This window comes from Mucilaginibacter lappiensis, from assembly GCF_900155965.1.
GTDB classification, from domain to species: Bacteria; Bacteroidota; Bacteroidia; order Sphingobacteriales; family Sphingobacteriaceae; genus Mucilaginibacter; species Mucilaginibacter lappiensis.
The window spans coordinates 249,688-263,372 of sequence record NZ_FTMG01000007.1; the positions used below are offsets into that span (position 1 = coordinate 249,688).

Genomic DNA, 13,685 nt, shown 5'->3' on the forward strand with positions numbered 1-13,685 from the left:
TGTTCATTATCAAAAGCTACTCTGTGAATGTCTGCAAAAGACACGCTTGTGTTTTAATTTTATCAATGCTATGCCTAAATAAAATATTTGTTCAACATAAGTCCTCCAAAATAGCACCCGGCCACACAATTGTAAAAATTCAATTTGCCGGTTTTTTCAGGGTACAAAGGTAAAACTTACTTTGTATTTTTTTAGTATGCCGCAGGAAAAGAAAATGTTATTATCAATAATGCACTAAAATGATACAAAAAGCACACAAATAACCGGTTAAGTAAAGATTTATTACACTTATTTGAAACGAAAATTAACAGGCCGGACATCAAAAATCATCTAATGATTATGATGCCCGGCCTGTTAATCTGCTTATTTTAAGCCTGAAAAAGGATACCGTTAATAAATATTTTTTTGTTTGAGCATATCGGTATCATGAGGGTCAATATCCACAATAGCGTAGGTTGATACATCGGTAATAGTAAGTTCATCTAAAATATTAACCAGGTTATTGTATACCGAATGATCGGACGGCTTTACCAGCACGATCATGCTTTTACCGGTTTTGTTATGTATCGATTTACCGGTTTCGAGCAATACTTTACGGATACCGTCTTTATTAAAGCCAGTAACAGCCGGTGCAATGACCGGATTTTTCAGCTCTCCCAGGTAGTACATCAGCTGGTTATTTTTACCCAGGCAAAGCGTAAGGCTGCGGCTTGATGGGATTGCATCCTGGTGTTCACCTACCGGCATAGTCAAATCCATTGCTTTGGGTTTTGCCAGGGTAGTGGTCATGATAAAAAGGTGATTAGCAGAAATGCCAAATCAACCATAGCGGTGAGGTCGACCCGAAGGTTCATTCTTTTGCGTCTGTGTGCCCCGCCTGCTTTTGATGTTGAAGGATTTAACTCAGCCATGATATTAAAGTTTAAGGTTAAACAATAAACGCCAACTATTACTGGCATTTATATATCAAACGTAAAATTTAATTTTGTTATTGTATATAAAACAAAATAATATTTTGTTTTATATACAATAACCCATAGATATTAATAGTAACAACGCTGCGTAACGAAGGTATAGGAAATAGTAAAGCCTAAAAAGAAATAAGTATCACGGGGTTTAAAGTCGCCACGCTGGGAGCCTATCGCGTTTTTTGGTTTCCCAACCTCACCCGAACGATCGGCTAAGGCTCTTGAATAATCATTTGGCAATTGAGCGGGATCAGCATATCTACCACTTACGTCATCCAGATAATCGGTCATCGTATACCGATACCCCAAGTCCCCGGCAACTGTCCATTTAGTATTAAAATTATATTTTAAACCGATACCATACGGAATTACAATAGTAGTTTTACCATAGGTAGGTTCACCCTCGGTTCTTAATTGTCTTAAACCATATGATTTTCCCATATAATCGGCACGAGGGGCATAGGCGGTTAGGCCAATACCTGTATATATATAAGGGGTGTATTTGTGTGGCCCTGCATCGGGGATGTAGTTCATGAAATTAAACTCACCGATAAGGCTTAACTCTTTCAAAGGATCATTAAAGCTCAAATTACGATCTCTGAATTGCTGATTGCTTGATTTACTGTCATCAGCGCTGATCTTACCGTATATAAAATTCAGTTTTGCCGAAAAATAGCCATCAAAATTGCGTGCTACATATACGCCGCCGGAAATTCCGCTTATTTTAACGGGATTGTTAGGGTTAAGATCACCTATATAGCCTGCGCCGCCTAGCGCGCCACCAACCTCCCAGGTTTGGGCCTGCAACTGATAGGATACAAATAAAAAAAATAGAAGTACTACAAATTTGGGCATTAAGCAAATTTAGTAATTACGGGCATCTAAGCCCCATAATAGTTTGTTTCTTAGCGTGGTTAAATAACTTTCATTATTTAAACGTACCAAATTTAACTGAAAGTCAGCTTTCTGAACGTGAAATTTAACAGTTTGATCTAATGCCGCCACTCGCGAATCGCACGATACCAGGTAATTTGCACTACGGCTCTCCACTTCAAAGCATAGCTTACTGCTATCTGGTATAATGATGGGCCGTACATTAAGGTTATGGGGCGATACCGGCGTTAGTACAATACTGTTTGACTGCGGGAAAATAATAGGGCCGCCGCAACTTAATGAATAAGCTGTTGATCCCGTTGATGTAGAGATGATAATACCATCGCCCCAATAGGAGTTTAAAAACTCATCGTTCAAAAACACATGGGTGATGATCATGGCGGCATCATCGCGCTTATGGATGGTTACATCGTTCAGGGCGAAATTATCGTCACCAAAAATTTTCATCGTTGAATCAATGGTCAGCAACTCACGGCAGTCAAGAGAAAACTCCTTATTCACTACGGCATGTATGGCCGCTGTGATATCATTTTTATTGACGCTGGCCAAAAAGCCCAGGCGGCCAAAATTGATACCGATTACCGGTATCCCGGAATCGCGAATTACTGTTACCATATCCAACAGGGTACCATCGCCCCCAAGGGTTAAAAAAAGATCAATAAACCCTTTGATGGAATCTGTATTTTCAAGTACGTTATATTTTACGTTGCTTATTTTATCCTGCAGATATTCATTAAGCTGATAATGAACGTATATTTCGACATTGTGCTGTGCCAGGTTATCAAATACCTGCTGAATATATGGTATTACAGACGGATCATTAAACGGTCTGCCGTAAACTGCTATCTTCATTTATGATTGTTTGGGTTTGTTCATGGTTGATGGTTCATAGTTCATGGTAGTTACTGGTTGACGATTATTCTTTTTTATTATCAACTATGAACCATGATCAATGATCTATGAACTAATTACAAATTAAGGTAATTCATTAGTGAATCGTACCTGTCTTTTGCGTTATCGTTATTATCGGTATTGTTAAAGGTAGCCTTTACATCATACTCATAACGCAAAAAGGTAGCTAATATGGCCGAAATGTCCTGTTTGTTTACTTTGAGGGTCACTTCCATTTTAGTAGAATCTGGAAAAGTTTGTATGTATGAACTCAGTATCTGGGCATTGTCCGACTCGACAATCTGAGCCATGTGGGCCAGGGAGTTATTTTTATTACTGATCTCCAATACGATGATACCACCAGGTTCAGCTACTGCGGTAATCTTGGCAAAATATTCTGTGATGGCATTAACAGATATGAGTCCAAGATAGTTCCTCTTGGCATCAAGCACTGGTATAGCGGTGAGCTGGCGCTCATAAAACATACGTATCACATCATATATATGCTGATCTTCGAGCACATACGGGTTTACCTGCGATAAAGCCAACGCTCCAACAGCGGTCTGATAATCGCTCTCCCCTATCAGGTCATCTTCGGCTACCAGGCCCAAAAACTGTTCTTCGTTCACAATGGGCAAATGTCTGAGGCGGAACTCTACCATGCGGTCAAGTACTTTCTGTATCGTATCAGAAGTGTGTACCGGCGGAATTGCGCCTGCCATCAGTTCAATTGCTACCATGATATTAAACTTTTAGTTTTTCCAAAAATCCAGTTAACAACCTGTTAAACTCCCGCGGGCGCTCCATCATCGGCGCATGTCCGCATTTATCTATCCAATGTAATTCGGCATTAGGTAAAAACTCATTAAACTCTGCAGCCACCTCGGGCGGTGTTATTTTATCATCCTTACCCCATATCAAACACACCGGTAGATCCATTTTATGCAGATCCTTTTTCATGTTATGACGAATGGCCGATTTTGCCATAGCCAACAACCTTACTACACTGTGCCTGTCGTTAATTAACTTATATACGTCATTAACCAGTTCATCGGTTGCCACCACAGGGTCATAAAAAGTATATTGTACCTTTTCCCTTACAAAATCAATGCTTTCGCGTCGTGGAAACGAGCCTCCAAATGCGTTTTCGTATAAACCAGAACTACCGGTTAATACCATGGCTTTAATATTTTCGGGGTGAGCTAAAACATAAATCAAAGCCACGTGTCCGCCCAATGAATTACCAAGTACAGTTATGTTACTTAGCTCTTTAAACTTTATAAATTTATGAACAAATTTTGAAAGACTCTTTACACCAGTGGTTAAAAGAGGCATATCATAAATTGGTAGTATAGGTATAATAACACGATATTTTGACTTGAACTCTTCAACAACTTCTTCCCAATTGCTCAGCGCCCCCATTAAACCATGTAACAACAACAACACCTCACCTTCGCCCTCATCTATATAACTAAACCCGTGTTCCTCTTTAAGCACGAAATCCATATAAAATTCTGATATTAATTTTTTTAAATTTTCTATACCGAAATCAAATTCAGTACAAATTCTACTATTCCGCCATAAAATTAGTTTATTACGGATGAGTTACAACAATTATAGTAATAAATTTCTAAGTCTTGAGTCCCAAGTTTTAAGTCTTGAGTTTTGAGTTCGAAGTTCTAGGCTTAAAAGCATGTTATTAACTTAAAACGTAAGATTCGGAACTTAAGACTAACCCAACAATTGTCTTACTACTTCTGATATGGTTTTACCATCGGCTTTACCGGCAAGTTCTTTATTGGCGGCTCCCATCACTTTACCCATATCGCTGGTTGATGTTGCACCTAACCTACTGATTAGCTCCTGCAGGTAACCTTCAATTTCAAAACGGGTCATTTGCTGAGGTAAATAAGGCTCAATCACCTTCATTTCTTCTATCTCTATTTCATAAAGATCTTCGCGGTTTTGGGTTTTATAAATATCTGCCGATTCTTTACGCTGTTTAATCAACCTTTGAAGTACCTTGATTTCTGCCTCGGCAGTAAGTTCCTCTGCCGCGCCTTTTTCGGTTTTAGCTAGTAACAAAGCTGATTTTATAGCACGAAGGCCTCTTAAACGATCGGCCTGTTTGGCCAGCATGGCCAGTTTGATATCCTGATCTATTTGATTTATTAATGACATTTTATAATTAGTAAATTTGTGAATTTTAAATGTGCAGATTTCAGATATGCAAATGTGCAGATTATAATTATTGAATTGATGATTTACCTATTAATCATCTGCACATCTAAAATCTGCACATCCGCACATCTATTTTCTGAATATATTACCTGCTGTGGCCTGCGCGGTTGGCATGATCACCAGATCATTAATGTTCACATGTGCCGGGCGCGATGCAACAAACCATATCGTTTCCGCAATATCATCAGCGGCAAGTGGTTCAAAGCCTTCGTATACCTTTTTGGCCCTATCTTTATCCCCCTTGAAACGGACTTCTGAAAATTCTGTTTCCACCGCTCCCGGATGTACTGCGGTAACTTTTATACCATGCGGCAACAGGTCAATGCGCATACCTTTATTTAAGGCATCAACCGCGTGTTTAGTGGCACAATATACGTTACCATTGGCATATACTTCTTTGCCGGCTATAGAACCCAGATTAATGATATGGCCATAACCGTTACCAATCATCCAGTTTGATACTACGCGACTTACATAAAGCAAACCTTTCACATTGGTATCAATCATGGTATCCCAGTCATCATAACTGCCATTTTGTATGGGATCAAGTCCCTGGCTTAGGCCTGCGTTATTGATCAATACATTAACCTTTTTCCATTCGGCAGGTAAACCTTCCAGGTTCTCTACTACCTGTTCGCGGTTACGTACATCAAATGACGATACCGCAACCTCCACATTATATTTATCATTTAAATGGTGAGCCACCTTTTCCAGGCGGTCAAGCCGGCGGCCAGTCAATATCAAATTATAGCCTTCGCGGGCAAATACATGCGCACAAGCTTCACCAATGCCGGCGGTAGCTCCTGTGATTAAAGCAATTTTATTCATGGTAAGTAGATAACTATGGCAGCGAAATTATGTTTTTTACTTTAAACTATTGTCGGGCAGGGGTAATGAAAGTGGGCTGGGAAATAAGTTAGGTTGGTAAAATCCCTAAGAAAAAGGAGCTACGATGGTTTGCATCAATGGCCGAACTTCATGACCGTAGGGTCAATCCCTTTGTAGAACTTACAATAGTTTTCATTGCCTCGTAGAGGCTACCCTTTATCCGTCCAACAGGTCTTGAAAAATATATTGCTCATCATATTCGACTGCATAATCTTTTAATACTTGAAGATATTCCTCTCGGAAGGTCTTTTTACGATGATGTTCTTTTTGATTCAGTATATACTTAACTACATCATCAATTTGTGAACGGCTATTACTAAACGCTCCATAACCTTCCTGCCAATAGAGTTTTCTTTTGGTAAAGACCTCCTTATTTATAAACTCCGAACTATTGCCCTTAACTAGTTTCATTAGCTCCGAAATTGATTGTTTGGGATTCAGCCCAACAAAAAGATGTAAATGATCTGGCATTGTATTTATTGCCAATAGCTTATGACCGTTGTTTTGGGTCACTCCGGTAATATATTTTTGAAGACGGCCTTCCCATTTTCCATCAATTACTGCGTGTCTGTATTTTACGGCAAATACAAAATGAATATATAATTGTGTATAGGTGTTTGGCATACTAATCTGTGTATTCACAAAAATACTAAATGACGCTTAGGGGTAGCCTCTCCGATGCAAAAATTATTATCCTTTTTTCTACAAAGGGCTTATCCCTCTGGGATATTTTCTATGAAATTTACATCAACTATGAATTGATGGACAGTATTAGCTTGAATTAATTTAGTTAATACAAAAGTGGGTTTACATGGTTTACACAATTCATGGTTAACATTAATACAAATATCTCATAATCAGCAAATTAAAGCACTTACTGATAAAAATAGTGTAAACCCACTTTTTGCATAAATATTAATGACTAAACATTCCGCTTACCACTATTCCCGGCAGGAGCCGAGCGCCCCCCAGTTTCTCTTACTCGAAAAACAGGCTGAACATGATTGTATGCAGCGACAATTTGCTGATGGGGGCCGAGAATGGTTGATTTTCAGGAAGCAGCACATTACCAAAGGAATTGGATATTTTGATCTCGGGCGAAAGTTTAAAAAACTCAAAGTAGATATCGCAACCCAGGCCAGCCTCATATGAACCATAACCACTTACATTTTTAACCAGCTTATCCATGAGGTCGGAGTTAGCATCGTTCTTTTTTGCGGCGATGGAGTGAGAATATTTAACCCCGCCCAGCATATAGGCCCTAAAATTACCTAACCTGTCTGATTTTAGTTTGAACGACAAAGGCGCATCAACAGTGGTTGTTTGAACCTTCTTGCTCACATCTGGATTTTGTGTGGGGTTTTCATAAGTATAAGTCAAATCCCGGTCGGCAAAAACCAATGACGGCGTAAAACGCACTTCCAGGTGATCAGTTAAGCTATAACGGGTAACAAAACCCACCGAAAAGCCGGGTAAACTTTTTGAACTGATACTATTTAAAGGACTGGTTAAAGGCTGGTTGTTGTTATCAGGGTCAGGAAATGGGGTACGCCAGTTTGGCTTTTTAACGATCTTGAAATCGCTGCTTACATAACTAAAGCTAAAGCCAAAACTAAAATCCTGCAGATCAGCTCCGCCACCCCATGCAGGTACCCGTTCTTGAGCAAATATTAATTTGCTGCAACACATTAGTATAAATATAACCAGGTACCTTTTTAAACTCATTTTTATTTAATGCCGGTATATATAGAACATATGCCAAACAACAATGGCCGGTGTTTGGTATTTTTAAAACCTACCTTATCCATCAGGCTAACAAAACTTTTTCCATCCGGGAAAGCCGCTACCGACTCTGGCAAATAGGAATAAGCTCTTGCATCTTTACTGAACAATTTACCAATACCAGGTGTAATATAGTTGAAATAAAAATTATACAACTGCTTTACCGGGAACACCCGGGGTTTTGAAAACTCTAATACCACCGCTTTGCCCCCGGGTTTCAGCACCCTTTGTATATCAGCCAGGCCTTTTTCCAGGTTTTCAAAATTACGAACGCCATAAGCTACGGTAACGGCGTCAAATTCATCAGCCTCAAAGGGCAATCTTTCAGAATCACCCAGTTTTACTTCAAATTTGTGGCCAAGGTTACGTTTCTGTATCTTCTGTTCCGCAATATCAAGCATTCCACGCGAAATATCAACCCCAATTATTTTTTCGGGATGAAGGGCTTTTAGAGCTTCAAACGCGAAATCGCCGGTACCGGTGGCTACATCCAGTATCAGTTTGGGCTTATCCTTTTTTAATTCGCTAATGGCTTTTTTGCGCCAGATGATATCGATCCCCAATGACATAAAATGATTGAGAAAATCATAAGTTTTGGATATATTGTTGAACATATCGGCCACCTGCTCTTTTTTGGTGGCCTGCTCATCGTGGTAGGGAGTTATAGTTTTGCTCATTTGTATAATGTGGGCAAAGATAGTGATTGTATGCTGATTGAGTTTATTTGGTTGGATTAAGTTATTTGGCTTGTGTAAATGTTAAGTCAATTCATTAATTTTAAAAACCAATTAGTACCAAAATAGATGAACTGGTTTATTCTTCACACAAGATAACGGGGTTCATCAATTCTCTTTAAATTAATTATTGTTATAAAATTCATTTCCTGATCTATGAAAGAAAAACAAGAGTCGTCGCGCCGTAGCTTTATTAAAAAACTAGCCACCACCACAGCCGCCGTAGCCGCAGGTACCAGTATGTTTGCTGCCGAACATGAGCTAAAACCTTTTTCTATACTAAAAAGGCCACTAGGGCACAGTTTAAACGACCAGATTAACATTGCGTTGATTGGTGCCGGTGGCATGGGTACACAGGATGCTATTGTGGCCCTGCAAATCCCGGGCGTAAAACTGGTAGCTGTTTGCGATTTGTACGACGGTAGGCTTAAGGATGCTAAAACCCGCTGGGGTGCCGATATCTTTACCACCAAGGTTTATAAAGAGATACTCAACCGCAAGGATATCGACGCGGTAATTATTGGTACACCCGATCATTGGCACCAGCAAATATCTGTTGATGCCATGCACGCGGGCAAACACGTGTATTGCGAAAAACCGATGGTACATGGCATCTCTGAAGGCCCTGCCGTAATTAAAGCTCAAAAGGAAACAGGAAAAGTTTTTCAGGTGGGCAGCCAGGGTGTATCATCATTAGGTAACGAGAAAGCACATGAACTATTAAAAAGCGGAGCTATTGGTGAGCTCAATTATGCCGAAGGTTTCTGGGCCCGTCGCGAACCACTGGAAGTTTGGCAATATCCTATTCCAGACGATGCATCGGCACAAACGGTTGATTGGGAAACCTACATCAGCAATACCAAGAAGCGTGATTATGATTCCAAGCGTTTTTTCCGCTGGCGTAATTATACCGATTATGGCACGGGTATGGCCGGGGATTTGTTTGTACACCTGTTCTCCAGTCTGCATTTTATCACAGATTCTGTTGGCCCTAATAAAATCTATGCCGCAGGCGGTCTGCGTTTCTGGAATGATGGGCGCGAAGTACCTGATGTACTGTTAGGTACATTTGACTATGGTAAATCTGCGGCACATCCGGCCTTTAACCTTTCCTTACGCTGCAATTTTGTGGATGGTACCAGCGGCACCACTTACCTGAAACTGGTAGGCAGCGAGGGCTCGATGGATATTACCTGGGATAAGGTAACCCTGAAAAGAAACAAAACCTTTGGTTCCGATGATCCATTTTACCTGGATAAGCTGAAAAAAGCAGGCAGTGGTTATGCCGAACGCAAAAAAATGGTACCACCCGAAGAGATAATTTACGATGCCGAAAAAGGATACAAAGGTGGCCCGTACGACCATATGAATAACTTTTTTAACGCCATCCGTAACAATGGCAAAGTAACCGAGGATGCCATTTTTGGCTACCGCGCAGCTGCTCCTGCCCTATTGTGTAATGATAGCTATTACAACAACAGCCCCATGTTTTGGGATCCTGAAAAAATGCAATTGATTAAAAAATAAGTGAGTAGTTGATTAGGTGAGTGGTTGATTAAGTTTTTTTATCAACCACTCACCTAATCAACCATTCACTCAATCAACTAAAAAATGAAACAACAACTTAAAAAAATTGGTTTGATATTGGCCGCAGCAGGTTTGGTTTGTGTACAAACTTCGGGCATTCCGGTAGAGGGCCCTGCACCTGTAAAAAAAGTAACTGCCGGTAAAGGTGGCTGGGTAAGTTTATTTGACGGTAAAAGCCTGAAAGGCTGGCATGGCTTTAACAAAAAAGGACCAGTAAAAAACTGGACCATTGTAGATGGCGCACTGGTTTGTCTGGGCGCTGCAAAGGGCGATACCGGCGGTGATATTGTTACCGATAAAAGCTACGCCAATTTTGAGCTTACCTGGCAATGGAAAATTGACAAAGGCAGCAACAGCGGTGTATTATACCATGTGGTTGAAGATCCTAAATATGATGCTACCTACGTAACTGGCCCCGAATACCAGATTATTGACGATACAGGCTGGCCCGATAAACTGGAGGACTGGCAAAAAACCGGCTGCGATTATGCCATGCACCTGCCCAATGATCAAAAGAAAATCATGCCTGTAGGCGAATGGAACACCAGCAAAATTGTTTTTAACAAAGGCCACGTAGAACATTGGCTTAATGGTGCTAAAATTTTAGAGTTTACCGCCTGGGATGCCGACTGGCAAAAGAAAAAAGCCGAAGGAAAATGGAAAGATCATCCTGACTATGGCAATGCCAAAACCGGTGTGATAGCTTTACAGGATCATGGTCACAAAGCTTATTTTAAGGATATTAAGATAAGGGAGCTATAACACGATTAAAGGATTAGGCAGGATTTACAAGATCCTAAAATAAGAAGAGACTGTTTCCTGATTTTGGAAACAGTCTCCTTTTTTTATTCTTTATTTAATAATTAAGATATAGTGCTATGGCCAAATCCCAATCCTGTTAATCCCTAATCATCCTTTAATCGTGTTCAGCAGCCCCTCAATATCCAACCTGCGGGTATACATACCTAAGTTACCGTTCTCGTCCATAGGCCATTGTTCCCGGGGCCTATCCCAATACAGCTCAACTCCGTTTTTATCAGGGTCATCTAAATATATAGCTTCGGATACGCCATGATCTGATGCACCGGTGATTTGGTATTTGGCATCAATCAGTCGTTGGAGTATTACTGCAAGGTCTTTCCGTTCCGGGTACAAAATGGCAGTATGATATAATCCGGGTGCATACTCCGGTGCAGGTGGCGCCCCTTTACTTTGCCAGGTATTCAGGCCGATGTGATGATGATAACCACCAGCCGATATAAAGGCAGCCTGATCGCCATAGGCAGCCATTTTTTCAAAACCCAGCAAGCCGCAATAAAAATCAAGCGAGCGTTGTAAATCGCTTACCTTTAAATGTACGTGACCAATACGCGTTTGGGCAGGAATTTTATATTCATTCATCATAATACATGTTTAAACATCAAATTTACTTATTATTGCAATTACAATTGTTGAGCTATTGTAAAACAAGCTGATCGGGTGCATTATAACACAAACCTAATCAACTTTAATGCTCATCAACACGCAATTAAAAATAATTACCTTTGCAGCATGATTGTTAAATCGGCCGAATTTATTTGCAGTAATACCCAGATATCCAAACTACCGCCACCGGTAAAGGCCGAATACGCTTTTATTGGTCGCTCCAACGTGGGTAAGTCGTCACTGATCAATATGCTTACGGCAAAAAAGGGTCTGGCTAAAACATCGCAAACACCGGGTAAAACTCAACTTATTAACCATTTTTATATCAATGAAAGCTGGTATATTGTGGATTTGCCGGGCTATGGTTATGCCAGGGCCTCCAAAACCAATAAAGCAAACTGGAGCAAATTTATCCACACTTACCTGGATAAACGTGAAAGCCTGCAATGCGTAATGGTGCTGATTGATAGTCGCCTGGAGCCACAAAAAATCGACCTGGAGTTTTGCAATTGGCTTGGTGAAAAAGGTTTATCATTCGTATTGATATTTACCAAGGCTGATAAGCAATCAAGTGTCAAAACAGATCAGAATATCGCTAAATTTAAAAAAGCGCTACAGGTTACCTTTGAGGAGGTGCCGCATTATTTTGTCACCTCGTCAGAAACCCAATTGGGCCGCGAGGAGATATTAGCTTTTATAGATACCATTAATAAGGATTTTGTAATACCGCATTTTGAACCAAGAGATTAAATGAAAAAATATCTTTCATTAGTAACATTTGCACACACCATTTTCGCCATGCCATTTGCTTTCATCGGCTTTTTTTTGGCGGTTACCACTACGCAACACCAGTTCGACTGGCGCAAACTGGTATTGATGGTGCTATGCATGGTATTTGCCCGTAACTCGGCAATGGCCTTTAACCGCTATCTGGACAGGGATATCGACGCGCAAAACCCTCGCACCAAACAGCGTGATATACCTTCGGGCCGTATCAGTGCTTCGGCGGCTTTAACTTTTACATTGGTTAACTGCGCGTTATTCATCGCGGCTACCTGGTTCATTAACCCCCTGTGTTTTTATTTATCGCCGGTAGCTTTATTGGTAGTAATGGGATACAGCGCCACCAAGCGTTTTACAGCGCTTTGTCATTTGGTATTGGGTTTGGGTTTATCATTGGCCCCTATCGGTGCTTACCTGGTAGTAACCGGAGCCTTTGCTTTAACACCTTTATTCTTCTCGCTTTCGGTTTTATGCTGGGTGAGCGGCTTTGATATCATTTATGCCCTGCAGGACGAAGATTTTGACCGCAGCCTTAAACTGCATTCCATCCCTGCTTATTTAGGTAAAGTAAACGCTTTAAGATTATCGACCTTTTTACATGTACTTTCGGCTGCTTTTATTATTATGCCGATATTTTTTACGCATGTAGGTTTTCTATATTATATAGGTATCGCATTCTTTTGTGCTATGCTTATTTATCAGCACCTGCTGGTAAAACCCAATGATCTGAGCAGGGTAAATTTCGCCTTTATGACCACCAACGGTATTGCCAGTGCGGTATTTGCCGCATTGTTTTTATTAGACAGGATATGGATTCATTAACCGCGCTTAATCAATTCAGGGCACAGGTAGAAATCTTTGTTCCGCTTACTGAGGCCGAATGGCAGGTATTGAAGTCTTACCTGGAAATAATCGTACTTAAGAAAAAGAAAAATCTTGCCGAACCAGGGAAAGTATGCAATTATTTAACCCTTGTAGCGAAAGGAGCGGTGAGGTATTTCCATATAAAGGATGGTGAAGAAATTACTGGTTATTTCAGCTTTGAAAATGAATTCGCGAGTTCGTACAAAAGTTTTTTAACCCGCCAGTCAGCCATTAACTATGTACAGGCCCTGGAAGATACTATATTGGTTAGTTTCAGCTATAATAATCTGCAACAGGCTTATGCTGATGAATTGATAGGTCATAAAATGGAGCGTATGTGCAGGTTAATTGCAGAGCATTACCTCATCTGCTGTGAAGACCGTATAGCATCATTTGTTACTCAAACGCCAGAGGAACGTTATAACAAGCTACTGGAAACCGGTGGCGAAGTTTTACAACGCATCCCGCAACATTATGTGGCCAACTTTTTAGGTATAACCCCTGTTTCACTTTCCCGCATCCGCCGCAGGATCATGAAGATAAGCGCTTAGTAAAATGCTAAGCTCTAATTTCTAAATCCTAAACTTCAAACTAAAATAAATCCCACATCGAAATTCCCAATTCCGAA

At 40.4% G+C, this 13,685-nt stretch carries 17 protein-coding genes; 5 read left to right on the forward strand and 12 right to left on the reverse strand.

Features of this window, described 5'->3' with window-relative positions:
• Positions 1–390 precede the first annotated feature (390 nt).
• From BW976_RS15415 to ubiE, 11 genes are all read right to left on the reverse strand, one after another.
• Entirely contained in the window at positions 391–789 is a 399-nt protein-coding gene (locus BW976_RS15415) for a biopolymer transporter ExbD (RefSeq protein WP_217696259.1), read from the reverse strand.
• Complete coding sequence (locus BW976_RS29730; protein WP_217696260.1) at positions 786–911, reverse strand: ExbD/TolR family protein; 126 nt, start codon at positions 909–911, stop codon at positions 786–788. Before BW976_RS29730 ends, BW976_RS15415 begins: the two co-directional genes overlap by 4 nt.
• Before the next feature lie 132 nt (positions 912–1,043).
• Positions 1,044–1,823: a type IX secretion system protein PorG gene (porG, locus tag BW976_RS15420; protein ID WP_076374200.1), complete on the reverse strand. Its 780-nt coding sequence runs from the start codon at positions 1,821–1,823 to the stop codon at positions 1,044–1,046.
• Positions 1,824–1,832: 9 nt separating this feature from the next.
• A complete protein-coding gene (locus BW976_RS15425) occupies positions 1,833–2,714 on the reverse strand; it encodes an NAD kinase (RefSeq protein ID WP_076374201.1) in 882 nt (293 codons plus the stop codon).
• Between the two features lie 116 nt (positions 2,715–2,830).
• Positions 2,831–3,493 carry a CBS domain-containing protein gene (locus BW976_RS15430; RefSeq protein ID WP_076374202.1) on the reverse strand — a complete coding sequence of 221 codons (663 nt, stop codon included), beginning with the start codon at positions 3,491–3,493 and terminating at the stop codon, positions 2,831–2,833.
• Positions 3,494–3,497: 4 nt separating this feature from the next.
• On the reverse strand, positions 3,498–4,259 hold the full coding sequence (locus BW976_RS15435) for an alpha/beta fold hydrolase (RefSeq protein WP_076374203.1): 762 nt from the start codon (positions 4,257–4,259) through the stop codon (positions 3,498–3,500).
• A 225-nt stretch (positions 4,260–4,484) separates the two neighbouring features.
• On the reverse strand, positions 4,485–4,934 hold the full coding sequence (locus tag BW976_RS15440; protein WP_076374204.1) for a GatB/YqeY domain-containing protein: 450 nt from the start codon (positions 4,932–4,934) through the stop codon (positions 4,485–4,487).
• A 129-nt stretch (positions 4,935–5,063) separates the two neighbouring features.
• Positions 5,064–5,822: an SDR family oxidoreductase gene (locus BW976_RS15445; protein WP_076374205.1), complete on the reverse strand. Its 759-nt coding sequence runs from the start codon at positions 5,820–5,822 to the stop codon at positions 5,064–5,066.
• Positions 5,823–6,038: 216 nt separating this feature from the next.
• Positions 6,039–6,506 (reverse strand): IS200/IS605 family transposase, encoded by a 468-nt coding sequence (tnpA, locus tag BW976_RS15450; protein WP_076374206.1) that lies wholly within the window; start codon positions 6,504–6,506, stop codon positions 6,039–6,041.
• Positions 6,507–6,860: 354 nt separating this feature from the next.
• Positions 6,861–7,607 carry a type IX secretion/gliding motility protein PorT/SprT gene (porT, locus tag BW976_RS15455; RefSeq protein ID WP_076374207.1) on the reverse strand — a complete coding sequence of 249 codons (747 nt, stop codon included), beginning with the start codon at positions 7,605–7,607 and terminating at the stop codon, positions 6,861–6,863.
• 2 nt (positions 7,608–7,609) lie between these two features.
• On the reverse strand, positions 7,610–8,341 hold the full coding sequence (gene ubiE, locus BW976_RS15460) for a bifunctional demethylmenaquinone methyltransferase/2-methoxy-6-polyprenyl-1,4-benzoquinol methylase UbiE (RefSeq protein ID WP_076374208.1): 732 nt from the start codon (positions 8,339–8,341) through the stop codon (positions 7,610–7,612).
• A 213-nt stretch (positions 8,342–8,554) separates the two neighbouring features.
• On the opposite strand from ubiE, the gene BW976_RS15465 reads away from it, so the two are divergent.
• Positions 8,555–9,925, forward strand: a complete 1,371-nt coding sequence (locus BW976_RS15465) for a Gfo/Idh/MocA family protein (RefSeq protein WP_076374209.1) — start codon at positions 8,555–8,557, stop codon at positions 9,923–9,925.
• A gap of 84 nt (positions 9,926–10,009) precedes the next feature.
• Positions 10,010–10,747, forward strand: a complete 738-nt coding sequence (locus BW976_RS15470) for a 3-keto-disaccharide hydrolase (RefSeq protein WP_076374210.1) — start codon at positions 10,010–10,012, stop codon at positions 10,745–10,747.
• 147 nt (positions 10,748–10,894) lie between these two features.
• Here BW976_RS15470 and BW976_RS15475 read toward each other — a convergent pair whose 3' ends face one another.
• On the reverse strand, positions 10,895–11,389 hold the full coding sequence (locus BW976_RS15475) for a VOC family protein (RefSeq protein WP_245834708.1): 495 nt from the start codon (positions 11,387–11,389) through the stop codon (positions 10,895–10,897).
• A gap of 147 nt (positions 11,390–11,536) precedes the next feature.
• Here BW976_RS15475 and yihA point away from each other — a divergent pair, with 147 nt between their 5' ends.
• From yihA to BW976_RS15490, 3 genes are read left to right on the forward strand one after another with little or no spacing between them, the layout of a single operon-like run.
• The gene (gene yihA, locus BW976_RS15480) at positions 11,537–12,160 is read left to right on the forward strand and encodes a ribosome biogenesis GTP-binding protein YihA/YsxC (RefSeq protein ID WP_076374212.1); all 624 of its coding nucleotides are present in this window, start codon (positions 11,537–11,539) and stop codon (positions 12,158–12,160) included.
• Positions 12,161–13,015, forward strand: a complete 855-nt coding sequence (locus BW976_RS15485) for a UbiA-like polyprenyltransferase (RefSeq protein ID WP_076374213.1) — start codon at positions 12,161–12,163, stop codon at positions 13,013–13,015.
• Complete coding sequence (locus tag BW976_RS15490) at positions 13,003–13,608, forward strand: Crp/Fnr family transcriptional regulator (protein WP_076374214.1); 606 nt, start codon at positions 13,003–13,005, stop codon at positions 13,606–13,608. The genes BW976_RS15485 and BW976_RS15490 overlap by 13 nt, the downstream gene beginning before the upstream one ends.
• Positions 13,609–13,685: the final 77 nt, after the last annotated feature.